Source organism: Flavobacterium davisii, assembly GCF_019565505.1.
GTDB lineage: Bacteria > Bacteroidota > Bacteroidia > Flavobacteriales > Flavobacteriaceae > Flavobacterium > Flavobacterium davisii.
Map to the genome: position 1 here is coordinate 41,246 of NZ_CP067378.1, position 27,000 is coordinate 68,245.

Genomic DNA, 27,000 nt, shown 5'->3' on the forward strand with positions numbered 1-27,000 from the left:
GTTTTATTTTATTAACTTCAAATATGAGCGCAACGCATCATCAAGATCTCCACAGTAAATTTACTCTAGGTGGAATTCTTGTTACTTTAGGAATTATTTATGGTGACATCGGTACATCTCCTTTGTATGTAATGAAAGCTATTATTGGCAATCATGCTATTAGCCCCGATGTAATTTTAGGAGGAATTTCGGCCATTTTATGGACGCTTACCCTTCAAACTACTTTAAAGTATGTAATTATGACACTATCTGCCGATAATAATGGCGAAGGTGGTATTTTTGCATTATACGCATTGGTTAAACGAACGAAAGTCAGATGGCTCATTATACCAGCTATTGTAGGTGGATCTGCTTTGTTAGCAGATGGAATTATTACACCTCCTATATCTGTTTCTTCTGCTGTTGAGGGATTAAAATTATATTTTCCTGAAATAAATACGGTTCCTATTGTAATTACTATTTTAGTATTATTATTTTTAATTCAACAATTTGGAACGAGCTTAGTGGGTAAATTTTTTGCTCCTATGATGACCATTTGGTTTGGAATGTTAGCCATTTTAGGAATTATTCAAATTTCACAAAATTTTGATGTTTTAAAAGCTGTTAACCCTTATTATGCTATTCATTTATTAAAAATTCACCCAGAAGGATTTTATGTATTGGGTTTTGTATTCTTATGTACTACAGGTGCTGAGGCTTTATATTCCGATATGGGACACTGTGGTAGACAAAATATTAGAATCAGTTGGATTTTTGTAAAAATAGCTCTTTTATTAAATTATTTTGGTCAAGGAGCTTATTTAATCAAACATCAAGGAGAAACTTTACGTAGTATTAATCCTAATAATATCAATCCTTTTTATTTGGTAATGCCGGATTGGTTTCAACCTTTTGGAATTTTAATAGCTACTTTAGCTGCTGTTATTGCTTCTCAAGCCTTAATATCTGGTTCTTTTACATTAATTAATGAAGCAGTACGATTAAATTTTTGGCCTAAAGTAAAAATTAAATACCCAACAGTACTAAAAGGTCAATTGTATATCCCTTCTATCAATTGGTTATTATTAGCAGGTTGTATTGGTATTGTTTTGTACTTTAAAGAATCAGGAAAAATGGAAGCTGCCTATGGTCTTGCTATCGTTTTATGTATGATCATGACGACTATTTTATTGATGTATTATATGGTTATGAAGCGTATTGCTGTCTATATAATAATACCTGTAATTCTATTTTATTTAGCTATTGAATTTAGTTTTCTAATAGCTTGTTTGGATAAATTTGCACATGGCGGATACGTAACACTTATTATTGCCTGTTTATTAATATTTGTCATGGCTGTTTGGTATAGAGCGAAACAAATTGGTAAAAATTATACTAAATTTGTAAAAGTTGACCACTACAAAAAAGTTTTAGCCGAATTAAGCGTTGATTTATCTATTCCAAAATATGCTACTCATTTAGTTTATATGACCAACGCAGGTCGCGTAGATGAAATTGAAGAAAAAGTAATGTATTCTATTTTGCAAAAAAGACCAAAACGTGCTGATATTTATTGGTTTATACATGTTAATGTTACGAATGAACCATACAAAAAGAATATAGAGTAACTGAGATTATTAAAGATGATTTATACCGTATTGATTTTAATTTAGGATTTAGAGAACCTACCAAAATTAATCTAATGTTTAAAGAAGTAATTAAGGACATGGTAGAAAAAGGAGAAGTAGATATTACAAGTCGTTACGAATCTTTACATAAAAATAAAATTTTAGGCGACTTTAAATTTATACTTTCTGAAAAATATCTTTCAAATGACAGTTTCTTAGATTTTGCTGAAAAAATAATAATGAATACCTATTTCTTTCTTAAAAAGTTCTCTTTATCAGAAGAAAGTGCTTTTGGATTGGATATAAGTTCTGTGAAAATTGAAAAATTCCCAATGGTACTTCATGCTCCAGAAAAAATTAAATTAGATAGAATTCACAAAGAAAAAGAATAAAACATAATGATTTCTTATAATACAAAAGATTGGTTTACTTTTATTTTTAGATTTCACAAAGCAGATACTTTTAGACAATTATTACCTTTAATAGTTAGTATTGGAATATATGCTGGAATCATTGCCTATTTAGAACTCGAATATTTTAAATTATCAGAAAATCATAACTTAAAGAACATACCCATCATGCACAGCATGTTGGGTTTTGTTATTTCATTACTTTTAGTTTTTAGAACAAATACCGCTTATGATAGATGGTGGGAAGGAAGGAAACAATGGGGATCTTTAGTTAATAATAGTAGAAACCTAGCAATAAAACTTTCTGCATTACTCAACAAAGAAGATCGAATTTTATTTAAAAAATCAATACCCCATTTTGCACAAACTCTTAATTTACATTTAAAGAATGAAGAAATTAGTCAAGAGTTATTTGAAGAACTAAATGTAGACGTACGTCATAAAAAACATAAGCCCAATCAAATTGTTAAACTAATGACTAAAAAAATAATTGAGCTTAAAAATCAAAACAAACTTTCAGATGAAAATTTACTATTCATCAATAATGAATTAATCTCTTTTTAGATATTTGTGGAGCTTGTGAAAGGATAAAAAATACACCTATTCCCTTTTCTTATAGTGTATTCCTAAAAAAGTTTATCTTTTTTATGTCATGACCTTACCTTTTGGCTATGTTTTTAGTTTAGGTTATTTGACAATACCTGTTGTTATTTTTATATTTTATGTTTTGGCCAGTCTAGAACTTATAGCAGAAGAAATTGAAGATCCTTTTGGAAATGATGAAAATGATTTACCTACTAATAAAATAGCAGAAAATATAAAAAAAAATATAGAAGAAATTTTATAATTAAGCCTCTACCCTATTATCTATTTTAATTCATTCTTTAAAAAAACTTGTTCTTTTTCAGATAATTTAGGCAAAATAGATTCAAAAGCTTTTTTAAAATATACTTTTTTTAGCATTGCCCTAATTGTATTTTTTTGAAAAACGAACAAATTGCCACTTATGATGCTGAGTAGCATTTACTAATGATTCTAAAACAATTGGATGTGTTGGATTAATTTTTAGAGCTACTTCTAATGCGTTTTGTCTTATAGTTGAACTAAATTGAATTGTTGTATAATTTAAAAGTTCTGACAAAAGCAAATTATATATTTCTTTATTATATATTTTTGAATTAAGAGCTAGTCCTAACCAATTAATTCTAAAGCTTTTATCATTTAAACCCGTTATTTCTTTGGTATTATCTAAATAAAAAGGACAATTTTCAGGAAATTGTTTACATAGCTGAGTTAATGCAATTTCTTGAGTCACATAGGAATCATCAGTTAAAAGACCTTCGTAATTTGATTTAAATTCTAAAGGAATTGTTTGCATTGTTTCTGCTACTGTTTGTCTGATAACTATATTCTTTGTATCCATTGCTAATTTTAATAGTTCCGATTTTTCTTCGTAAGGAATATTAATTAGTTGGTAAATTACTTCTTGTGATAATGCTTCAGATTCATTTAATAATAAAATATTTTTAAAAAAACTTTTTTTCTCATTAAAAGGAATAGGTTCCATTTTTTGTAATTCAAAATATTTTTTCACCTTCTCATTTTTACTCAAAATTTGAATTACTTTTTCAATAGGAAAATAAGATGATTCTAACCATTCTTTTTTAAATTGAGAAATATTAAAATCAGGTGCTACTTTCTTAATTTCATTTAGAAAATCATCTGTTTCAACATTTTTATATTGATATTTTTTTAGATAGGTTTTGATCGTTTTATTAAAATTATTATCGCCTATTAATTCTTTTAAATAGTGTAATGCCCAAGCTCCTTTTTTATAAAAACTTAAAACACTTGCTTTTTCATTTAAAATAGGAATTGTATCCTTTTTAGAATTGGCTTGTATTTCTTCAGCATATTTTAGCAATTCAAAATGAAAATGAGTATCCCCTAACAAATGTTTTTCAGTTAATAGTGCATAATAGGTTGCAAAACCTTCTTGCAACCAATGATGTTTTCCTTCTTTGGCAGTAACCAGATCTCCAAACCAATGATGTGCTAATTCATGAGCATTGACATTTAGATAACTTTTATCATTAAAACCTATTTTATCTACTACAAAATCCTGACTAAATAATGTAGCAGTAGTATTTTCCATTCCAGCATATAAAAAATCTTCTACAGGAACTTGTTTATAAATATCCCACGGATATTCTAGTCCAATTTCTTTTTCTAAAAAATCAAAAATTTCCTTTGAATATTTGTATGTATAATCCAATTTGTTTTGATCTTCATTTTTATAATATAAAAAAATATTTTTACCTTTTTTTGATTTTATTTTTTTATGACCAAATCCTCCTATAGCAAGCATAACTAAATAAGAAGACATTGGTTTTTTCATTTTATATTCCCATTTTTTATTTGCTTTTAAACCAGGGCTGTATCACTTTTTTTTAATATACCATTTGAAATGACTTCATAAAATGGTTGTGCACAAATACTTAAATTGAAAATTAATTTTTCATTTACATTATCAAAACTAGGTAGCCAGTGAGAAGTATACTTTCCTTGACCTTGTGTCCATATTTGATAATTTCTATATTCATTATCTTGATGATAATTAGAAGATAGGCCGTTAGAATCTTTTCCCATATCGACAAAATACATAGTCTGTTTGGGAGTGGCTTGATACTTAAATCTAATTATATTTTTACCTATTTTGTAGCCTTCAAAAAAAACAATTGATTTATTTGTATTTTTGTATTTTACAGTTTTTTCATTTATTTGAACCTCTTCAAAAGCCATGTTTATTGCATCTATTTTAATAGAATCTACTTTTCTATTTACTTGTAAAAGATATTCACAAGTTCCTGATATTGATTTAGTTTCAAAAGCGGGTGAAAGTTCTGCATTTAATGAAATAAAATCTACATTAGGCCTTGATTGTCCCCATAAAGTGATAGAAAAAAGTAAAAAAAGAAGAGGCATAAAAACGTTTAGTTAGCGTATATAAAAAGGAAGTTTTCTAAAAAAGTAATATTTAAATATTTAGTTTATACACCTTATGTAAAATATTGTATAATTTCTAATCTTACTAAAAATACTCTTATTAAATATAAACAATGAAATAAATAATATTTTAATCTTTTTCAGACAATATTTAATCAAAAACAATATCACTATTTTAGATAATTATCAAATTCTGCATCAAAAATATTTATAAAAGCATTTTTGATTGTTTTATCTTCATTTAATAATATTGCTCTGTGTATTTTGGTTATTACCCATTTATCTTGTATATCTTCAAAATCTTTAGCATGAAATTGAGGAATTCCAAAATGATGATGCTCTAAGACTTTTTTCCATTGAGTCGGATCCTTATCTATATTAACTGCTACAAAGTTTATAGAAGGATTTCGTTTCATAATTTCAATCGCTTTTTTATGAGCTAATTTTAAATGAGATTTTGCCTCTGAACTCCAAAAAAACACAACCGTTTTTTTAGAATTTGTTGGTATAGAACTTATCCTTTTTCCTTGTAAATCAATTAGTTCAATTGTTGGTAGATATTTATTTTTAGCTAAAGACTGAATAGCATTAGCTATATCTTTAATAGCATTTCGACTACACGAATCAGTAGAAAGTTTATAATATTGAGACAAAAAAGCTTTATTATTAGAAGTATTTTGATCTTCTAAAAGATACATAAAAGCAATGTTATGTAATACAGAGTTTTTAATAGATTTATTGGTAAATATAGAATCGGCTACTTTTAATCTATCTATATTATTTTGTACAATAACAGTTTCTTTTCTATTATGACAGGTAATGTTGTTTAACATAGCTGTTAAATAGGCTACAAAAGGAGAGAAATCAGTTAATTTTTGATTATTGAAATCAATTTTTTTCGGTAATCATAATAATCTTTTGGAAGTAAACCACAAACTTTTTTGTTGGTTCTAAATTGATATACTAAAGGATAAAGCTCTTTTTTTGTTAAGTAAGGCATTTCCAACATAGAATTAGCATACAAATCAAAATCATCATTCCAATTTATTTCTTCTTTTTTTCATCATAAAAGGCTTTCCTTTTTTCATATTCTTTATTAAGCCTATATTCAAACTTTTTTAAGGGTTCATCATAAATATCAAAACTAGAATTTTTATCTTCTTCATTTCTCAAAAATAATTCAATTAGAAAATTATTTTTCTCATCTCCTCGCCCACAAAATGTTAATGAATTATCAAATTCTTGTGCATTTAGCCTTACCATTAAACTGTCCCCTTTTTCTATATACATATATTGATATTCAGGTTCATGCCTAAAAGTATACATACCAGAACTTAACGTATCATATTTTACTAAAAAACGATTATTGTTATCTAATTCTATAGTATCAATCACCTTGTCTTCTTTACATAAATAAAGAAATTTAGAATTAGGATTTATTATCTCACCACCAAAATAAACCTTATCTTCTTGTTCTTCTTTGCAAGAAATGAGAAAAAAAGGGATAAAAAATAGTGTATAAAAAAATATTTTTTTATAATAAGCAATCATCATTTAATATTTACCTATAGCAAATGTATTTTTATAATTTATAAAAAAATGTTAATATAGCGTTAAAATTAATCATTTAGGTGATAACACAATACGACCTACACAGCATCCAAATCCTATTATAAATGAAATGACAGAGTAAATTAATAGTTTTTAGTTATTAATTTATACCTATCTTTTCTAAAAAAAATGCCTAATATCAGACCTACAAGAAAAGCTATTAGACTTACCAGTTCTACAACAATAATTAAAACAAAAAAAAGATTATTTAACATATTATTTATTTTACAAAGGTTAATATACCACAAGTACTATAGCCTATTATTAATATAATAGTTGAATACGTAACTAATTGTAATGTAAACTTCTTATCATCCGTTATAAAAAACAAACGTAATAATCCTATGATAAGAGGAAAAGGGGATATTATAACAGCCAATCCGGCAATAGTTAGTAGGCCTAATTTTAGAATAGTACGAATAGGCTCTACAAATAGAATACATAATATCATTATGAAAGTTGATAAAAAAAATATTTTCTTATTCTTCATGTCATTTAATCTTTCTTTCCTTAAAAACTAAATCTTTGCATTTTTTTAGTTTAGTTGTTTTCTAATTTCTTTTATCGATTCATCTCTATAAAATAAATTCATTGTTTCAAAAGGAATTAATTTTCCCTTTTTATCAACTATATGTACACATGATTTTTTGACAGCTCTTACATCAAAATCATGTGCATCCATAAAATTCATAATAATAATTCTAAACAAATTTTCATATTGTAAATGATCTGATTTTACCCTAGGTAGACAACACATTAATTCGCCTAATTTTTCTTCTGCACAATCTACAGAAATACCTGTACTAAATAAGGTAAGTAAATGATTTTTAAGTTTTTCATCACTTTCAAAAACAATTGTATTTTTAGAATTGTTTAAAAGATCTTCTGGATTAATAAGATTTGTCATAGGAAAAACTTCTCCATTCATTTTTAAAGCGTAAGCCATACATAAAGCATCAGGATTACAAGGAACAGGAATTAGATCTTGCGGTGTAAAAATAGGATATTGCTCATAAATTTTTCTACGTACTTCTGTTAGTGTTATTCGACCTTCACTATCATCATAATTTTCATTTCTTCCCGCAACTTGAGTTGGCTGAAAAGTTACTCCTCTAACGCATTTTTGTTGTAAGGCATATTGTAAAATTTCACCAATTTCGTCATCATTTTCACCTTTTTGTAGAGTAACAACTAAAGTGGTGGATAAATTAAATCGATTTAAGTTATCAATAGCCTTTTTTCTAATTTGACTTAAATCTTCTCCTCTCATTTTTTCTAAAACTTCTGATTTAAAACTGTCAAATTGAAGATAAATTTCAAAATCGGGCATATAAGAAGCCAATTTTTCTACAAAAGAAATATCTTTAGCTATTCTTATACCATTAGTATTAACCATTAAATGTTTAATAGGTTTTGATTTAGCTAAATCTAAAATTTCAAAAAATTGAGGATGTACAGTAGGCTCTCCTCCTGAAAGCTGAACTACATCAGGTTCCCCTTCATTAGCTACAATAGCATCTAACATTCTTTCAATTTCGTCTAATGTTCTATGATTCCCATAATTAGGGGCTGAACTAGCATAACAAGTAGGACAGGCTAAGTTGCAACGATCTGTAACTTCTACAATTGATAGACAGGAATGTTGCTCATGATCAGGACATAACCCACAATCATAAGGACAACCATAATGCACCTTTGTATTAAATTTTAAAGGCACTTCTGATTGCTTATTATAATTTCTTATCTGACGATAATATTCAACATCATCCGCAATCATAACTTTTGAATCACCATGTGTCTTACAATGTTTTAACATCCAAACTTTTTCGTTTTCAAAAACAATTTTAGCATTACAAAGATGTAAACATTTTGGACAAATACTTTGTGTGGCATCGTAATATATATAATCTCTAGTAGGCATTTATTTTTTTAATAATTCTAATTATAAAACAATAATAGTGAAAAAAACAAAAATAGAAATGAAATGAATAATACTTAATTGAAAAAACAAAGATTCATAAGGTTTTAAAAATTCAATAAAAAAACGATATAAAAAATAAAGCAAGAAAAAAAGTTTAAAACGATCTCCGTTTATAAAATCGACTTTTTCAAGTTTGTAGAACAAAAAAATCAATCCTAATAAAAAAACAATTTCGTATAAAGCTACGGGATGCCTCAATTTACCATCACCTAAATCTATTCCTGTAAAAAGGAAGTTTCTATTCCGTAAGTCGGTTCCATAATTCCCATGCCCAAACATCCTATCCTACCTATTATAAGAGCTATTAAAATAGGGTATACATATAAGTCACCGGAAGCTTTTGTTTCCCCAATAATTTTTTTATTATTTCTACCCCAAGTAAACCACCTAAAAAACCACCTGCAACTGTTTTATTTTGAAAAAAAGAAAAAAAGGACATATTAGGAATTAAACTAGGCGTTTCTAAAACTGCAATAACTCTTGATCCTATTAGAGCCCCTATCATAGCACCTAATAAAATCCAAAGTCTATTTTCATCCGATATAATTTTATTTTTTTTCTTAAGAAAAGAATAAAGGCGCATGCCTATAAAAAATGCAAATATTTCTAATAAATAATGATAAAAAGGAGCATTATCAAACGGTATTTTCATTCTTTATATTTAGAATTTTACGCAATTTATAAAAAACTAACAACTAATTACTAATTACTGATTACTAATTAGTACTTTTGCAACGCTTTAAAAAAATAAAAAATGCTAACAGTTTCAAATTTATCAGTACAATTTGGTAAACGAATTTTGTTTGACGAAGTAAACGTAACTTTTACACAAGGTAACTGTTATGGTATTATTGGGGCAAACGGTGCGGGAAAATCAACATTTTTAAAAATATTATCAGGCGATATTGATCCTACTTCTGGACATGTAATTTTAGAGCCCGGTAAACGTATGTCTGTTTTAAACCAAAATCACAACATGTTTGATGAACATACAGTTTTAGAAACTGTATTAATGGGAAATAAAGTCTTATATGCTGTTAAAAAGAAATGGATGCGTTATATTTAGACTATAACGATTCCAATGCTGACAGAATAGGAGAATTACAGATTCAATTTGAAGAAATGAATGGTTGGAATGCAGACTCTGATGCTGCTACCCTATTATCTAATTTAGGTATTGGATCTGATTATCATTATACCTTAATGAGCGAAATGGAAGGAAAATTAAAAGTACGTGTTTTATTAGCACAAGCTTTATTTGGTAATCCAGATGTGCTTATTATGGACGAGCCTACTAATGATCTTGACTTTGAAACTATTGGTTGGTTAGAAAACTTCTTAGCTAATTATGAAAATACCGTATTAGTAGTTTCGCACGACCGTCACTTTTTAGACGCAGTATGTACACATGTATCTGATATTGATTTTGGTAAAATAACCCACTATTCAGGTAACTATACATTTTGGTATGAATCATCACAATTAGCTGCTAAACAACGTGCACAACAAAACAAAAAAGCAGAAGAGAAAAAAGCGGAATTAGAAGAATTTATTCGTCGATTTTCTGCAAACGTTGCAAAATCTAAACAAGCAACATCTCGTAAGAAAATGATCGAAAAATTAAATATTTCCGACATTAAACCTTCTAGCCGTCGCTATCCTGCTATTATATTTGATCAAGAACGCGAAGCAGGTGATCAAATTTTGAATATTCAAAATCTATCCGCTTCTTTAGATGGCGAAGTTTTATTCAAAAATGTCGACCTAAATATGGCTAAAGGAGATAAAATTGTTGTATTTTCTAAAGACTCTCGTGCAACCACTGCTTTTTATGAAATTATAAACGGTAATTTAACAGCTGATTCAGGTACATTTGACTGGGGAGTTACCACCAATCAATCCTATTTACCTGCTGATAACCACAACTTTTTTCAAAATGATTATACATTAGTAGATTGGTTGCGTCAGTGGGCTAAAACAGAAGAAGAACGTGATGAAGTTTATGTACGTGGTTTCTTAGGTAAAATGATTTTTTCAGGTGAAGAAGCACTAAAAACAGGACGTGTATTATCAGGAGGTGAAAAAGTACGTTGTATGATTTCTAGAATGATGATGTTACGTGCCAATGTATTAATGTTAGACGAACCTACGAACCATCTAGACCTTGAATCTATTACCGCTTTTAATAATTCATTAAAAAATTTCAAAGGATCTGTGTTATTCACAACACATGACCACGAATTTGCACAAACAGTTGGAAATCGTATTTTAGAATTAACACCTAACGGGGTTATTGATCGCTACATGACTTTTGATGAATACCTTGAAGATGATAAAATTCAAGAAATGAGAAAAAAAATGTATACTATATAACATTAAGTACACATCTAAAACAAATAAAATTCTCTTATAAATTATACTATTTAGGCTGTCTGAAAATAAGAATTAGGACATTATTTAAACTTGTAAAAAGATTATATAATTTCTTTTCCTTAGTTTAAAAATGACAAAACAAGTTTTTTTTCAGACAGCCTCTTTTATTATAAATTTTAATCATCTAAAACTTTAATAAAAAACTATTTCAAATTCGTTTTTATATTAGAGCCTACTATACAAAAAAATTAAAGTATCTACAGAAAATTGCAGCAGAACAAATAGTATTCTTTTTTTATAAATAATAAAAACAATATATACTTAAGAAATTGAATATAATAAAACCTGTTAGTTTAATTTTCTATTATTTAGGTTTAATTTACAAGTTGTTAAAGAAACTTTCCTTTATATTATTTCCTCTCCCCTACTTTTTAATATTCTTTAAACTCTGATTTAGTATTTAGTAAAACTTAATTGAGGTCAAAAAAGTATCCTTTTTATTTTTAATAAATTTCTAATGCGTAATCTGGGTTTAATACGATTATAATAATTAAAAATTCTCCTTTATCAATTAGAATTACTAATTTACTTTCTAAAAATACAATGTTTTTGTAAGTTTACCCTAAAATATCAAAAATTGAAGTCAAAAGCCATTTTTAATTGGAGTAGCGGAAAAGATTCAGCACTAGCGTTATATACAATTTTGCAAACAAATGAATATGAAATAGTCAGTCTATTAACAAGTGTTAATAAGCATTACAACCGTATTTCTATGCACGGCGTTCGTACTGAACTTTTAGAAGAACAGGCAAAAAGTATAAAAATACCATTACATAAAATGGAAATTCCTGAAATGCCTACAATGGAAATTTATGAAAAAATCATGCAGACTACCTTATCTGACTTTAAGAATAAAGGTGTTTCATATTCCATTTTTGGCGATATTTTTTTAGAAAACTTACGCAGTTATCGTGAAAATAAACTAAAAGAATTGAATATTACAGCCGTTTTTCCTCTATGGAAAATAGATACAACACAATTAATTCACACCTTTTTAGACCTAGGTTTTAAAACTATTGTAACCTGTGTTAATGAAGAATATTTAGATAAAAGTTTTGTAGGGCGGATTATAGATTCTCAATTTTTAAATGATCTACCTGAGAATGTAGATGTTTGTGGTGAAAACGGCGAATTTCATACATTTACCTTTGATGGTCCTATTTTCTCAAAACCCATTGAATTTGAGATAGGAGAAATAGTATACAGATCTTATAAACAGCCTCAATCAGATAACTCAAATCAAGTTTGTAATACAAATTCAAATCAAACTCCCCTTCATTATGGTTTTTGGTATGTAGATCTATTAAAAAAAAATTAAATTGTTAAATTAACCAGATTGTATTAAAAATGTCATTATTAGAAACTCCTATAGAATATCTAAAAGGTGTTGGTCCACAACGCGGGGAGTTATTACGAAAAGAACTTAATATATATAAATATGCCGACTTGGTTAATCTTTATCCCAATCGGTATATAGATAGAACGCGTTATTATAAAATTAATGAATTAATGCCTAGCAATAGCGAAGTTCAGATTATAGGCAAAATTATTCATTTAAAAACAGTTGAATTTGGTAAAGGGAAAAAACGTTTAGTAGCCTCATTCATAGACGATACAGGTGAAATAGAATTAGTTTGGTTTCAAGGTGTTAAATGGATACGTGAAAATATAAAAATAAATACGCCTTACGTAATATTTGGTAAGACAAATGCCTTTAATAATCAATTCTCAATGCCACATCCTGAAATGGAATTGCTAGACGAACACAAAGCCAATTTGCGTACAGCAATGCAAGCCGTTTATCCTTCAACTGAAAAATTACAGAATAAAGGAATTTCTAATAAAGTTATCAATAAAATGATGCAACAACTTTTTATTGAAACCCATACTTTATTTATTGAAACCCTCCCTCCTTATCTTTTAGAAGAATTACAACTGATTCCTAAAAACAGCGCATTATTCAATATTCATTTTCCTAAAAGTCAAGAATTATTACAAAAAGCACAATTTAGATTAAAATTTGAAGAACTTTTTTTTATTCAATTACAATTAATCTCCAAAAATTTAGTACGAAAACACAAAATTAAAGGATATCCATTTGAAAAAGTAGGTCATTATTTTAATGAAATGTATACTCAATACCTCCCCTTTGACTTAACTAATGCTCAAAAAAAAGTATTAAAAGAAATTCGAAATGATTTAGGAAATCCAGCCCAAATGAATCGCTTATTACAAGGAGATGTAGGCTCTGGTAAAACAATTGTAGCCCTAATGAGCATGCTGTTAGCTTTAGATAACGGATTTCAAGCTTGTATTATGGCACCTACAGAAATCTTAGCCACTCAACATTTTAACGGAATTACTGAATTAGCTAAGCCTCTTAATATAAATATAAAATTGCTTACTGGTTCCACTAAAAATTCAGATCGAAAAATAATCCATGAAGAACTACAAAATGGAAGTTTACATATATTAATAGGTACCCATGCCATATTAGAAGACAAAGTACAATTTAAAAATCTAGGACTAGCCATTATAGACGAACAGCATCGTTTTGGAGTAGAACAACGTAGTAAATTATGGAAAAAAGCAGAACTTCCACCGCATATATTAGTCATGACTGCTACTCCTATTCCCAGAACCTTAGCTATGAGTTTATATGGTGATATAGACGTTTCTGTAATTGACGAGCTTCCACCCGGTAGAAAACCTATACAAACCGTACATCGTTATGATAGTAATAGACTAAAAGTTTGGAAATTCATGCGAGATGAAATTGATAAAGGAAGACAAGTTTATATAGTATATCCTCTAATTCAAGAATCAGAATCTATGGATTATAAAGATTTAATGGATGGTTACGAAAGTATTTCTAGAGATTTTCCTTTGCCTAAATATGCTATTTCAATAGTACATGGCAAAATGAAAGCAACAGAAAAAGAAGAAGAAATGAATCGTTTTGCAGAAGGAAAAACAAACATTATGGTGGCAACCACTGTAATTGAAGTAGGTGTAAATGTCCCTAATGCTTCCGTTATGATTATAGAAAGCGCAGAACGTTTTGGCCTCTCCCAATTACATCAATTAAGAGGTCGTGTAGGACGAGGAGCTGAACAAAGCTATTGTATCTTAATGACAGGTCTTAAACTTAGTAATGAAAGTAAAATAAGAATGGAAACCATGTGCAAAACTAACGATGGTTTCGAAATTTCAGAAGTTGACTTAAAACTCCGCGGTCCAGGTGATATCATGGGAACTCAGCAAAGCGGTGTACTAAACTTACAAATTGCTGATTTGGTAAAAGATCGTGATATTTTACAGTTAGCAAGACATCATGCTATTCGATTACTAAAAGAGGATCCTACTATGGACAAACCAGCTAATCAAAAACTAAAACAAATATTTATAGCTTTAAATAAGAAAAAAATATATGGAATTATATTAGTTAAACTAATACCATCTAGTTCATTTTAGAGGTATTCGTTTTTAATAACTTCTTCAATTCTGCGTTTTCTTTTTAAGGTCTATAATACGCTCTTTTTGTAATTCAATGATATAATCCAATCTGTTAATATCAACTTCAGGATGTTCCATAGATTCGCCACGAAATAACCAATTAGCATCTAAATCAGTAAAAGTATTCAGTATTTTGAACATTTTATCTGTTCCAAAAACCTTTCCATTTTTAATATTGCTAATTTGACTACCGGATAGCTCTAACATTCTAGCAATTTGATTAACACCTAATCCTTTTGATATTAAATATCTATTAAAACGTATACCTAAATCTTCAAATTCATTCATCATATTGTATGATTGTTCAAAATTTTGTTTATATTTGTCATGATTAAAATAATCAATGTTTAAATCCCCAAAAATAAAATTAATTTTTAACTTAATAATCAAACGTATGTCAAATTTTTTAAAACAATTTGGTGAGGACTTAAGAAACAACGTCCCCGGTTTTATAGCTGTTGCTGTTTCTGAAATTAAGAGTGGAATTTCTTACTTTACCCTATCAGTTAATCCTAATTTTGATCCTGAATTAGGATCTGCATTTAACCTTGAAGTTGTAAAAGCTAAATTGAATGCTATCAATGCTTTAGGATTAAACGAATCTATTGAAGATATTTTAATTAATTTAAAATCTCAAATTCATATTATAGATATTTCTGAAAATAATGAATATTTTATTTATTTAGCTGTTGATTCTACAAAAGCTAATTTAGGAATGACAAAAGCATTGTTAAACAAATATAAAAAAGAAATTAAGGGAAAAATTTGACTTTTAAAAAATATCTTATTTAATTATTTTTAAAATAAGAATTAATCAAAGGTTGTTCGAAGGTAAAAACTCAGTCTTTAATTTATTTAAGGCTACCTTACAAATAGTTATGTTGATCATTATAATTGTGGGGATTTTCTATTCTTTTGCAAGCATAACAGGGTCGTTTTTTTCGAACAACCATTTTTAGTTAGTATAAGATTCATTTTTTATACGATCTAATAAAAACATAATATAAAATAGCATAATTTGGCATACTAAAACAATAACTAACAAACTCAATAACAAGTATTTGAAAAAAAATATAAAAAAAGATAAAAAAAAGCTTGTTAATTTAAAAAACAACTGTATTTTTGCATCGCAATCAAGCAATCACAGTTAGTGAGGGGGAGATACTCAAGCGGCCAACGAGGACGGACTGTAAATCCGTTGGGAAACCTTCGCAGGTTCGAATCCTGCTCTCCCCACGAAATAAAAACCGATAAATTTAATTTATCGGTTTTTTTTATATATTAATACTCAGCTTTTCTGGATAAAGAGGGTAAAGGGATTAAGCAAAAAGATAATCTAAAAAAATATTTTTTATCCTCAATCAGGTTGATCTAAAAGATTATAATCTTATTTTCTACAAAAGATAGCTCTAAAGAAGTAAATAAATGGTGCTAAACACAAATAAATATCATCTAATTTATTTTAACTCAGATTACACATTAGACCCGAGCGTAGCGAATAGACGAAGTAAATCTATTCCACTTTATTTTTTCTTCCAATTCAAGCACGTACTCAAATTTTAATCATCAAAATAGTTCACTATTTCTTCTTCTAAAATTTTCCGTGAGCACTTGAATTTATTGAAAAATTTTGTTTCACAACGAAGTCTAATGCGGAATCTGGGTTTAAGAAAGCTCTCGTATCTTTTATTGTAATATTAATATAGGTTAAAACATTAAACCCCATTTTAGAAGAAAAGTCTTAAAAATGGGGTTTAAATTCAGAAGCAAGAAGATCTTAATATTTAATTTTATTGAAATATTTTATTTCTGAATGTGGCTATAAATTGGTTTGAGATAATATTTTATATATTATCTATTAAATTAAAGGCTGAAAATTTGTTTTAACTTTTCCTTCCACATAGCTAATTCTTCTTTATTTCGTTCAATATTTTTCTTAACCTCAATAATCATAGGATTATCTTTTTTTGCATTTGAAAAGAATTGGATATTATTTTCTAGTTGAAAAATTTCATTTTGAACTTCTTCTATTTTTCGTTGAATGAAAATCTTTTCGCCATCAATTTTGTTCTTTCCTTCTTGGGTTAATTGTTCTAAACGGCTATTGAAACGCATCATTTCTGCTTCACGCTTACTTGAAGTTAAATTTTCAAATAATCCATCTAGTACTTTATTAAATTTCCCTTCTATATGACGTCTAGAAAAAGGAACTTTACCAAATGATTTCCAAGTTTCAATATGTTTCTTTATAGCTTCTAAATCATTTTTATGATCTCCTGTTAGCGTAAATGATTTAATAGCTTCTAAATAATCTTTTTTCTTATCAAAGGATATAATTTCAATTGCTTCGTTTTGATTTCTAAAGGCTGTTAAACGATCAAAATAGTGGTTACAAGCTTCTTTAAACTCTGCCCAAACACTGTCTGAAAACTTTTTCGGAACATGACCTATTAATTTCCAATCTTCTTGGATTTTTTTCATAATAGGTGTTGTTGCTTCAAAATTATCATTATTCATTAATTCTTTTGCTTTAGCAACTAAAGCATTCTTCTTGTCTAAATTAGACTGCTGCTCTTTTTTAATTTCTTTATAAAAAGAGTTTTTGTTTGCATTAAAATTTCGAACAGCATTTTTAAAATCGGCCCAAGTTTCTTCATTTACTTCACTGGGTACTTTACCTGCTTCAAAAAAAGCTTTTCTTAACTTTTCTATTTTATTAATCTGTCCTTGCCAAGAAGAATGTATGGCTATTTTTTCTTCGGCAACTTGATTAATTTGATTTATAATATCTTTTTTTATAACTAAATTTTCTTCTTCCTTTAGACGTTGTTGTTCAAATAAATTTTCACGTTTTTCGTGCATTTGTTTTGTTACTTCACTAAATGCTTTCCATATTTCTTCTCTATGTTCTTTAGATACAGGACCTATCTCTTCTTTCCAAACTTTATGTAATAACTGTAATTCTCTAAAGGCTTTAAAAACATCTAGTTCATTTAAAAGAGCTTTAGCTCTTTCAATAATCTTAAGTTTTTTATCTAAATTATGTTTAAATTCTAAATCGCGTGCTTCTCTATCTAAATGTAATAAATCATAGAAATTTTCTACATGAAAATGATAATTATTCCAAACATGATTGTATTTATCTTTAGGAATTGCTCCTGCATTTTTCCAACGATCACGGATATCATTAAATTGTTTTAGTAAATCTTTTATTTCAGCATTGGATGCTAATAGTGTTTTAAGTTCTTCTATTAGATATAATCTATTTTGAAGGTTTGATTTTAATTTAGCTTCAAGATTTTTAAAATGAATATTTTTCTTGTTTTTATAATCATTATATAAAGAATCAAATTTAGCTTTTGTCGGATAGTAGTATTCAAAATCTTCCGCAGGATTTTCTTGAAGAAATTCTTCTCTTTTTTCTTCAATAAAAAGATTGTATTTAGATAAAAAGGCAGATTTTATTTCTTCTATATGATTACGAATGGCCATAATCTTATTAATAGAAATTAATTGCTCAAATTCTGTAATCAATAAATCCATACTCATAGTATGATAATCTTTCATCGGAATTTCATGTTCCTCTTCCAATGTATTATCTTCGCTTACTTCTGCATTTAAATTTTCGATGGTTTCTATCGCCAATTGAGTATGTGATTGGGATAGATTTTGATCATTTCCATCTGCTTGTAGCAGGTTATCATTCATTTCTTCTTGCATGGTGCAGGATATTTACAGTTAATAATATTTGCCCAAGTTAATAAAATCAAAATTAAATAAAAAATAAAACCTTTTTTAATCTAATATTTTTTAATTAGTTAGAAATATTTTTAGACTAAAAAAGGATTCTAAAGGTTTTGTTAAAATAATCCATCCATACCGGAATATTTGGCATGCCACTTTTTGCAACCGCACCTAATTCTGCTTCGTTTATAGCTGTTGCTTTTTCAATAGCTTTGTTTAATATCATTACTAGATAATCTTCTAACTGTTCTTTATCTTCTAACAATTGATCATTTATATTGATACTTCTTATTTGACGATTAGCTGTTAAAGTCACTTCTAATAATCCATCGGTACTTTTTTCATCTACTAAAACGGTATCTAAACGTTTTTTAGTTTCTTCTATTTTTTGTTGGGTTTCTTTTAATTTCCCCATCATACCCATAATATCTCCAAACATATTTTTTTAGTTTTAATTTCGTCACAAATTTACTAATTTCATTTATGAAAGTGTAAATTTGCAATTCAAAAAATAATAAAATGTCAGATACCATTATACCTCCTGTGGCTAAAATTATACCACGAAAATTAGAAATTCATGATGATGTGCGTATAGATGATTATTTTTGGTTAAATAATCGCGAAAATCAAGAAGTAATTGATTATTTGAATGCTGAAAATGCCTATTATGAAAAAATGACTGCGCATACAAAAGATTTTCAAAATGAATTATTTGAGGAAATGAAGTTGCGCATAAAAGAAGATGAATCATCTGTACCGTATTTTTATAATGGGTATTGGTATATTACACGTTTTGAAAAAGGAGGAGATTACCCTATTTATTCTCGTAGAAAAGAAAGCTTAGAAGCTGTAGAGGAAATTCTTTTTAATTGTAATGAAATGGCAAAAAGTTTTTCTTATTTTCAGCTAGGAGGTGTAAGTGTTAGCCCTAATAATAAATTTGCTAGTTTTGGGGTAGATACGGTAAGTCGTCGTATTTATACTATTCAAATTAAGAATTTAGAGACTAACGAAATTTTAACTGATAAAATAGAAAATTGTACAGGTGGATCTGTTTGGGCTAATGATAACCAAACTATTTTTTATACTACTAAAGATCCTATAACGCTTCGTTCTAATAAAGTTTATAAACATAAAATAGGAACAGATGTTTCGGAAGATGTTTTAGTTTTTGAGGAAAAAGATGAAACTTTTAGCCTATATATTTATAAAGAAAAATCGAAAAAATATTTAGTAATTGGTTCTCAAAGTACTATGACTACTGAGTATCGATATTTAAATGCTAATACACCTGACGAATCTTTTATCATTTTTCAAGAGCGTATACGCGGTTTGGAATATTCTATTTCTCATTTTGGAGATTATTTTTATATATTGACCAACAAGGATAAAGCAATTAATTTTAAATTAATGAAAACATTAGAAACAACTACTTCAAAAGAAAATTGGGTAGATGTTTTGCCACACCGTAAAGATGTTTTATTAGAAGATATTGAAATTTTTAAGGATTACTTAGTAGTTGAAGAGCGTTTTAATGGTTTAACACAATTGCGTATTATGCCATGGAGCGGAGATGGAGAGTATTATCTTCCTTTTGATAGTGAAACTTATACTGCTTATACAGCTACCAATGTTGATTTTGATACAGAAATTTTACGATATGGTTATCAATCATTAAAAACACCTTCTTCAATAATTGATTTTAATATGCGTACACAAGCAAAAGAAATTAAAAAAGAACAAGAGGTCTTAGGGGGGCGTTTGATAAAAATAATTATGAAGAAAAAGAGTGTGGGCAACAGCTCGTGATGGTGTAAAAGTCCCTATTTCATTAGTATACAAAAAGGACTGGATTTTAATGGTAAAAATCCATTATTACAATATGCTTATGGTTCTTATGGTTATTCAATGGATTGTACTTTTTCAACAACCCGTTTAAGTTTGTTAGATCGTGGATTTATTTATGCAATAGCTCATATTCGTGGAGGAGAGGATTTAGGTCGCCCTTGGTATGAGGATGGAAAATTATTAAAAAAGAAAAATACTTTTACAGATTTTATAGATTGTTCAAGATATTTGATTGAAAATAAATATACTTCAACAAAACATTTATATGCTGAAGGAGGATCTGCAGGAGGTTTGCTAATGGGAGCAATTATTAATATGAATCCTGAATTGTATAATGGGATCATTTCAGCTGTACCATTTGTAGATGTAGTAACTACTATGTTAGACGATTCTATTCCTTTAACTACGGGTGAATATGATGAATGGGGTAATCCAAATGATAAAATATATTATGATTATATGAAATCTTATTCACCTTATGACAACGTAGAGGCAAAAGAATATCCTAATATGCTAGTCACAACAGGTTTACATGATTCGCAAGTTCAATATTGGGAACCTGCTAAATGGGTTGCTAAATTACGTGCAACAAAAACTGATAAAAATTTATTACTTTTAGAAACTAATATGGATACAGGACATGGTGGCGCTTCGGGGAGATTTGAAGCTTTAAAAGAAATTGCTAAAGAATTTTCGTTTTTGTTTCAACTAGAAGGAATCAAACGATAAAAAATTAATAGCTTTGTAATTCATTATCCAGAAAAAATTAATAAACTGTATGAAGACAGAAATTAAGGCTTACAGCTCTATTTTAGAATTAATAGGAAACACGCCTTTAATTAAATTAAATAAGATAACGAATTTCTTTAAGGGAAATTTTTATGCTAAAGTAGAAGCTTTTAATCCGGTCATTCTACAAAAGATAGAATTGCTTTATACATCATTGAAGAAGCTGAACGTAGAGGAATTTTAAAGCCGGGGAGACACAATAGTTGAAACCACTTCTGGTAATACTGGTTTTAGTCTTGCTATGGTAAGTATTATAAAAGGTTATAATTGTGTTTTGGCAGTTAGCTCAAAATCTTCACCTGATAAAATTGATATGCTTAAAAGTATGGGCGCAAAAGTCTATGTCTGTCCAGCACACGTTTCTGCAGACGATGAACGTTCTTACTATAATGTAGCAAAACGCTTACATGAAGAAACAAAAGGATCTATTTATATTAATCAATATTTTAATGAATTAAATGTTGAAGCGCATTATAAAACTACAGGTCCTGAAATTTGGGAGCAAACAAATGGCCAAGTAACTCATATTATTGCTTGTTCAGGAACAGGAGGTACATTATCTGGTACAGCAAAATTTTTAAAAGAAAAAAATCCTACTATTCGAATTTTAGGAGTAGATGCTTACGGCTCTGTATTAAAAAAATACCATGAAACAAAAGAGTTTGACTCAGATGAAATTTATCCTTATCAAATAGAAGGATTAGGTAAAAATTTGATTCCTACTGCTACTGATTTTGATATCATAGATCGTTTTATTAAAGTTACAGATGAGGAAAGTGCTCACATGTCTAGAAAATTAGCAAAAACAGAAGGTATTTTTGCAGGTTATACTTCTGGAGCCGTTTTAGAAGCTATTAGATTATATGATGAAGAGGGTGAATTTAATAAAGATAGTGTCGTAGTAGCTATATTACCTGATCATGGATCTCGTTATATGAGTAAAGTATACAATGATGAATGGATGCGTTCTCAGGGCTTTTTTGATAGTGTAAATGCAGAAGATCAAAAGGTAGAATTTATTAAATAAAAGGGTTATTCATAAATAACTCCTACCTAAATGTAGTATTTCTATTCCTAAAGAACTAATTAATACGTTATGAAGATAACTAGTTTTTTTATCTGCTTTGCTTTACCTTAATTTAAAGCAAAGCAGATAAAATTGTTTATAATTATTTAATAGAATTTATACTATTATAACTCACAAGAATAAAAGGAAAACTTATAAATGATTTTTTAAAAGTAAATTATTCTTGATATTCTGTTATAATTTCATTTTCAAATTCCATGTGATCTGTAATTTCAGGGGTAACTTCTAATTTAGATGCTTTTAATTTATTAAACTTTTCTATTTCTTCTAAATCATTTTCATCGCCGCTAAAATAAGGAAAAACGTCAATTATAGGGGATTCTGAAATAGCTGGAATGGTATAATCACCCATTGTATTTCTCATTGCTATTTCTGTATTATCATAAGCTTCACGCACATCATTTGCTTGTATTAGTAAGTATAAATTGGTTTTTCTTTCTTTACCGCTTTCTTCATCATAAGCAATTAAAGAGACTTTAGAACGAAACCATCTGTCTGTATTTTCAAAAGGATGAATTTCGGCATAGTTTGCTACTTTAATATTTGTTATTTTAAATTCTTCACTAAGATAAGACATCATTTCTTGTGTAATTCTAGACTCAGCTTCGGTATAAGATAGTGCGTCTACTAGATAAGGTTCTGTTGTAACTTTTTGTACACCATTTTCATCTGTTTTTCTAAATTTAACTTTGCATTCATACCAAGTTGCACTCATATAATTTCATATTTTAAGGGGGCAAATGTACTTTTTTAATTTTAAATTATAAGAAGTTTGGAAAGATATATATTCCTATTCCATAAAGAATTTTTAAAAATTAAATATTTCTTTTTTATTTATTCCAAATTTCCCAAGCTTTTTCAGCTTGCAATACTAACATTTCGTAACCATTTTTAATGATAGCTCCTCTTTTTTCAGCTTTTATAAGGAAAGTTGTTTTTTCTGGATTATATATTAAGTCGTACACTAAATGATTAGATGTTATAAACTCATAGGGAATTGAAGGACTATTTTGAATATTAGGCGCGGTACCTAATGGAGTGCAATTAATAATTATAGTATATTCTGCTAAAATAGTAGCCTCTAAATCATTATAGGTAATTGTATTAATAGATGGCTTTCTTGATACAAATAAAAAATTAATTCCTAAATTTTTTAAAGCATAAGCAACTGCTTTAGATGCTCCTCCAGTACCTAATATTAATGCTTTTTTATGATGATTAAGAAGCAATGGACTAAGTGATTTTTGAAAACCATAAAAATCAGTATTATCTCCAATTAATTTTTTATCTGTTGTAATTTTAATAGTATTAACCGCTCCAATGTATTTTGCCGTTTCTGAAAGCTCGTCTAAATAAGGAATAATTTCTTCTTTATAAGGTATTGTAACATTTAAACCTATTAAATTAGGTTCTTTATTGATTATACTTTTAAATTCATCTATTTTTTGAATATCATAATTGTTATATGAAAAAATAGAGGCCAAAGATTCTTTTTTAAATTTATTTGTAAAATAGTTTCTAGAAAAAGAGTATGAAATATTTTTACCAAGTAATCCTAATTTTTTCATTCGCTTTACTGTTTACAAATCATTATATTTTTTAATTGTGTTTTGAACGATTTCTAGATTAAATACTGAAGGAAATAAATCTTCTAGTATCGAAAGCATTTTAGAGTTATGATGTAAGGCATTGGTTAAATGATACAATCCTTTTGTTAGATTATGAGTTGTGTAATACAAACCTGCTAATCTATATTCTATTTGGTAATGATCTGCAAAAAGAAGGTTTGCTTTAATTAAGGTTTCAATAGAGGCTTGATATTCTCCTATAAAAAGTTGTGTATCAGACCAAAATAAGATGGTTTCTAATTCGTTATCTCCTAATTCTACAGCTTTTTGATATCCTTCTTGTGCTTCCTCAAATAATTCGAGCTCTTTATTTATTGTAGCATATCGTTTCCAATATAAAGAATTTTCAGCATCTATACCGATTGCTTTATTTACATAATAGAGTGCTTTTTGAAAGTTTTTTTGACGTATATAAAAATCGGTTATAGCAATCCATCCTTTGTCTAAAAGAGGATCTTCATGAACTGTTTTGTTGTAATAGTTTAAAGCTTCAGATTCATTGCCCATTTTTTTCAAAGCATTTACCTATTCGTAATAAAGCATACGATGTGGGGTCTTCTAGTCGAATGGTTTCTTGGTAATTCCAAATAGCTTCTTCATAGCGTTCTAAATGTTCGAGTGCTTTAGCTTTTTCCATAAATGCGCCCATGAATCGGTCGTCAATTAGACTTGCATAATCAAAGGCTATGTAGGCCTCTTGATATTGTTGTATACTAAAGTTTAGTCGTCCTAATTGATGCCAAGCAATTTCACTATATGGATTAAGGTCAATATAGTTTTTTAAAAATGAAATGGCTTCAGGATATTGTTCTAAAAATTCAAAACAATAAATGACATTATAGAGTCCTGATTGTTCTTCTGGTTCTTCTTCTAAACAAGCAATAAAATGTTTTTTTGCTTGTTCTAGTTCATCCATAAACAAATATTCCATCCCTAAGAGGTTATGCACATCTGCGTAGTCATCTGTATACTGCAAAGCTATTTTAAGAAATTCAACAGCTTGTTTATGATCATCTCTTTTAGAGCAAATATTGGCTTTTTGTATAAAGATTTCTTCGTTTGTGGGTTCTATGGCGTATAAGTCATTAAGAAGTTTTTCGGCCTGTTCTAGTTTGTCTTCAAAAATGAGCATTTCAACTTGAACTAATTTTAATCCAAATGATTTAGGGTGTTGTTCTAGTCCTAGTTTTAGTGCTTTTTTAGCTAAACTAGTTTTGCCTATATCCATATAATGGAGGATGATATCCTCAAATTCTTCTGAATCAAAAAATAAAACCTTATTGGTTTTTAACATGGATTCAAATTTTGATAAGGATAAACTGTAATCTTCTTCATCGTGACTCAAATACATACTCCTAAGTTTTATATCCTTACTAAAAATAGTAAAGTGGCTGTTTATAATAAATTAAATAATATTTTTTTGAACGATTTAGCAAACAAAATGGGTTTGTTTTTAATTATTGTTTTGGGATTGCTATTTCATTCATTGCCTCAATAATAATACTGCATCCCTCTTTTATTTCTTCATCTGATAATGTCAGAGGCGGTGTTATGCGTATTGCATTTCCTTCAAATAATAACCAAAAAAGTATCAATCCTTTTTCTTGGCATTTCAAAATAACTTGATTTGTAATTTCGGGACTATCTGTCATAATAGCAAGCATTAATCCTTCGCCACGAATTTCCTTTATTAAGGGATGTACTAACAAGTTACGAAATAATTGTTCCTTTTCCAAGCATTGAGGCATTAAATTTGTTTCTAATAACTCTTTTAATGTGGCTAAACTGGCTGCTGCAATTACAGGATGTCCTCCAAAAGTGGTAATATGTCCTAATTTTGGATTTTGAATTAATAAATCCATGTGTTGTTCATTGGCGGTAAAGGCACCAACAGGCATTCCGCCTCCCATCCCCTTCCCCATTACAACAATATCGGGAATAATATCATAATTCATAAAACCAAATAACTTACCTGTACGTCCAAAACCAGGTTGAATTTCGTCTAAAATCATAAGAGCACCAACTTCATTACAACGTTGTCTTACTTTTTTTAAAAAAATCGTTTTGAGGTTGTATAAACCCTGCACCTCCTTGAATTGTTTCTAATATAATACCTGCTGTTCGAGTTGTTATTTTTTGTAAATCTTCTTCATTATTGAATGTTATAAAATCTACATCTGGAATTAATGGACGAAAAGCTTGTTTACGTTCTTCAAATCCCATAACACTCATAGATCCCATAGTATTTCCATGATAGGCATTATAACAGGAAATTAATTGACTACGTCCTGTTACTCTTCTAGCTAATTTTAACGCTCCTTCTGTTGCTTCCGTTCCTGAATTTACCAAATACGTTTTATTTAATTGAGGAGGCATATTTTGAGCAAGTAATTTACAAAATTCTATCGCTGGATCTTGTGCATATTCACCATAAACCATCACGTGTGCGTATTTATCCATTTGATCTATAACAGCTTGTTTAACTCTTGGATGCTGATGTCCTAAAGTGCAAGCTGAAACTCCAGCTACAAAATCAAGATATTTTTTCCCTTTGGTATCATATATATAAGAGCCTATAGCATGAGATACTTCCATTGCTAATGGATATGGAGAAGTTTGTGCTTGGTATTTATAGAAATCTTTTAACATGTGCGTAATCTAAATATTTTAAAATAAAAATCAAATAAATACATTTCAATTAAAGTCAATTATTTTTTAGTATTTGATTTTTTCGTTCCTTTTTTTCTTTGTTATTTTTATCAAACTCTAATGTTTCTTTAGTAGGAGCTAATGGCGTATTAGGTTCTTGTAGTTTTTTCTTAACTTCTGCTTTAGCTTTTGTATCTAGTTCTAGTTCTTCTTTTGGAAAAATATCTTCTAATTTTAAAATTTGTTCGTTTTCTCGCCAAATAAAACCTTTTAATTTTCTATCATTTTCAGAAAGTTCATCTTCTGGATAAATTTCCCCATCTGGTTTTGTAAAAAAGGTAATACTATCTATAGTATTCCCTTCTCCCATTAACATATTTATTTTACTACTTACGTTTTTGTTTATACCTACTAATTCTTGCTTATCATTACGTACATAGTAAATAACTTCTGTATTTTTAATCAAATCAACTTCTTTTAACTTGTTATTTATAAATTTACCATATAGGTTAACTCCTTTTACTTGATTAAATCCATCACCAATGGTGTCTTTTGAAATAATAAAGGCATTGTTAAATACTTTTAAAGAATCTACTTTTTTAGCAATTGTATCTGAAATGAGATGTATAAGATCACCCGTAAGTTGTTTTTTTCCATTCCAAAATATAGGTTTTCCAATCATTTGTGTAAT

The 27,000-nt window shown here is 28.3% G+C and carries 16 protein-coding genes, 1 tRNA gene and 8 pseudogenes; 9 read left to right on the forward strand and 16 right to left on the reverse strand.

Annotated features, from left to right (window positions below):
* The first annotated feature begins 23 nt into the window (after positions 1-23).
* Together JJC05_RS00225 and JJC05_RS00230 are read left to right on the forward strand one after the other, a co-directional pair.
* A pseudogene (locus tag JJC05_RS00225) lies at positions 24-1,999 on the forward strand (KUP/HAK/KT family potassium transporter).
* Between the two features lie 6 nt (positions 2,000-2,005).
* A pseudogene (locus JJC05_RS00230) lies at positions 2,006-2,864 on the forward strand (bestrophin family protein).
* Positions 2,865-2,984: 120 nt separating this feature from the next.
* Here the strand turns inward: JJC05_RS00230 and JJC05_RS00235 are convergent.
* The 8 genes from JJC05_RS00235 to JJC05_RS16255 all read right to left on the reverse strand — a co-directional run bounded on the left by JJC05_RS00235 (position 2,985) and on the right by JJC05_RS16255 (position 9,267).
* Positions 2,985-4,415, reverse strand: a complete 1,431-nt coding sequence (locus JJC05_RS00235) for a M1 family aminopeptidase (protein WP_258929319.1) — start codon at positions 4,413-4,415, stop codon at positions 2,985-2,987.
* A 26-nt stretch (positions 4,416-4,441) separates the two neighbouring features.
* On the reverse strand, positions 4,442-5,002 hold the full coding sequence (locus JJC05_RS16235; protein WP_258929320.1) for a gluzincin family metallopeptidase: 561 nt from the start codon (positions 5,000-5,002) through the stop codon (positions 4,442-4,444).
* Positions 5,003-5,193: 191 nt separating this feature from the next.
* Positions 5,194-5,856, reverse strand: a complete 663-nt coding sequence (locus tag JJC05_RS16240; RefSeq protein WP_258929321.1) for a TlpA family protein disulfide reductase — start codon at positions 5,854-5,856, stop codon at positions 5,194-5,196.
* Positions 5,857-6,067: 211 nt separating this feature from the next.
* Positions 6,068-6,577: a hypothetical protein gene (locus JJC05_RS16245; RefSeq protein WP_258929322.1), complete on the reverse strand. Its 510-nt coding sequence runs from the start codon at positions 6,575-6,577 to the stop codon at positions 6,068-6,070.
* Between the two features lie 277 nt (positions 6,578-6,854).
* Entirely contained in the window at positions 6,855-7,124 is a 270-nt protein-coding gene (locus JJC05_RS00245; RefSeq protein ID WP_105197043.1) for a hypothetical protein, read from the reverse strand.
* Positions 7,125-7,169: 45 nt separating this feature from the next.
* Positions 7,170-8,555 carry a radical SAM protein gene (locus JJC05_RS00250; RefSeq protein ID WP_105197042.1) on the reverse strand — a complete coding sequence of 462 codons (1,386 nt, stop codon included), beginning with the start codon at positions 8,553-8,555 and terminating at the stop codon, positions 7,170-7,172.
* A gap of 21 nt (positions 8,556-8,576) precedes the next feature.
* The gene (locus JJC05_RS16250) at positions 8,577-8,894 is read right to left on the reverse strand and encodes a prolipoprotein diacylglyceryl transferase family protein (protein ID WP_258929325.1); all 318 of its coding nucleotides are present in this window, start codon (positions 8,892-8,894) and stop codon (positions 8,577-8,579) included.
* Between the two features lie 25 nt (positions 8,895-8,919).
* A complete protein-coding gene (locus JJC05_RS16255) occupies positions 8,920-9,267 on the reverse strand; it encodes a hypothetical protein (protein ID WP_258929327.1) in 348 nt (115 codons plus the stop codon).
* A 102-nt stretch (positions 9,268-9,369) separates the two neighbouring features.
* Here JJC05_RS16255 and JJC05_RS00260 point away from each other — a divergent pair.
* From JJC05_RS00260 to recG, 3 genes and pseudogenes are all read left to right on the forward strand, one after another.
* A pseudogene (locus JJC05_RS00260) lies at positions 9,370-10,988 on the forward strand (ABC-F family ATP-binding cassette domain-containing protein).
* Between the two features lie 637 nt (positions 10,989-11,625).
* Positions 11,626-12,366 carry a Dph6-related ATP pyrophosphatase gene (locus tag JJC05_RS00265; protein ID WP_105197040.1) on the forward strand — a complete coding sequence of 247 codons (741 nt, stop codon included), beginning with the start codon at positions 11,626-11,628 and terminating at the stop codon, positions 12,364-12,366.
* 29 nt (positions 12,367-12,395) lie between these two features.
* Positions 12,396-14,497 (forward strand): annotated as a pseudogene (recG, locus tag JJC05_RS00270) (ATP-dependent DNA helicase RecG).
* A 49-nt stretch (positions 14,498-14,546) separates the two neighbouring features.
* On the opposite strand, the gene JJC05_RS00275 reads toward recG, so the two are convergent.
* Positions 14,547-14,954 (reverse strand): helix-turn-helix domain-containing protein, encoded by a 408-nt coding sequence (locus JJC05_RS00275; RefSeq protein WP_258929329.1) that lies wholly within the window; start codon positions 14,952-14,954, stop codon positions 14,547-14,549.
* A 4-nt stretch (positions 14,955-14,958) separates the two neighbouring features.
* Here JJC05_RS00275 and JJC05_RS00280 point away from each other — a divergent pair, with 4 nt between their 5' ends.
* Positions 14,959-15,333, forward strand: coding sequence for a hypothetical protein (locus JJC05_RS00280; protein ID WP_127823061.1), 375 nt, complete (start codon positions 14,959-14,961; stop codon positions 15,331-15,333).
* 386 nt (positions 15,334-15,719) lie between these two features.
* Positions 15,720-15,800: transfer RNA gene (locus JJC05_RS00285), tRNA-Tyr, on the forward strand.
* 627 nt (positions 15,801-16,427) lie between these two features.
* Here the strand turns inward: JJC05_RS00285 and JJC05_RS00290 are convergent.
* Positions 16,428-18,284 carry a DUF349 domain-containing protein gene (locus tag JJC05_RS00290; RefSeq protein ID WP_105197136.1) on the reverse strand — a complete coding sequence of 619 codons (1,857 nt, stop codon included), beginning with the start codon at positions 18,282-18,284 and terminating at the stop codon, positions 16,428-16,430.
* Positions 18,285-18,399: 115 nt separating this feature from the next.
* Complete coding sequence (locus tag JJC05_RS00295; protein WP_235877898.1) at positions 18,400-18,747, reverse strand: YbaB/EbfC family nucleoid-associated protein; 348 nt, start codon at positions 18,745-18,747, stop codon at positions 18,400-18,402.
* A gap of 80 nt (positions 18,748-18,827) precedes the next feature.
* Between JJC05_RS00295 and JJC05_RS00300 the strand changes: the two are divergent.
* Positions 18,828-20,885 (forward strand): annotated as a pseudogene (locus tag JJC05_RS00300) (S9 family peptidase).
* A 49-nt stretch (positions 20,886-20,934) separates the two neighbouring features.
* Positions 20,935-21,972 (forward strand): annotated as a pseudogene (gene capA / locus JJC05_RS00305) (cysteate synthase).
* A gap of 217 nt (positions 21,973-22,189) precedes the next feature.
* Here the strand turns inward: capA and JJC05_RS00310 are convergent.
* The 5 genes and pseudogenes from JJC05_RS00310 to JJC05_RS17800 form a co-directional block, all read right to left on the reverse strand.
* Positions 22,190-22,747 carry a DUF4494 domain-containing protein gene (locus JJC05_RS00310; RefSeq protein ID WP_088395115.1) on the reverse strand — a complete coding sequence of 186 codons (558 nt, stop codon included), beginning with the start codon at positions 22,745-22,747 and terminating at the stop codon, positions 22,190-22,192.
* 115 nt (positions 22,748-22,862) lie between these two features.
* On the reverse strand, positions 22,863-23,600 hold the full coding sequence (locus JJC05_RS00315; protein ID WP_105197140.1) for a shikimate dehydrogenase family protein: 738 nt from the start codon (positions 23,598-23,600) through the stop codon (positions 22,863-22,865).
* Positions 23,601-23,612: 12 nt separating this feature from the next.
* A pseudogene (locus JJC05_RS00320) lies at positions 23,613-25,011 on the reverse strand (tetratricopeptide repeat protein).
* Between the two features lie 106 nt (positions 25,012-25,117).
* Positions 25,118-26,309, reverse strand: a pseudogene (locus tag JJC05_RS00325) (aspartate aminotransferase family protein).
* 55 nt (positions 26,310-26,364) lie between these two features.
* Positions 26,365-26,991 carry a hypothetical protein gene (locus JJC05_RS17800; protein WP_309597378.1) on the reverse strand — a complete coding sequence of 209 codons (627 nt, stop codon included), beginning with the start codon at positions 26,989-26,991 and terminating at the stop codon, positions 26,365-26,367.
* Between the last annotated feature and the right edge of the window lie 9 nt (positions 26,992-27,000).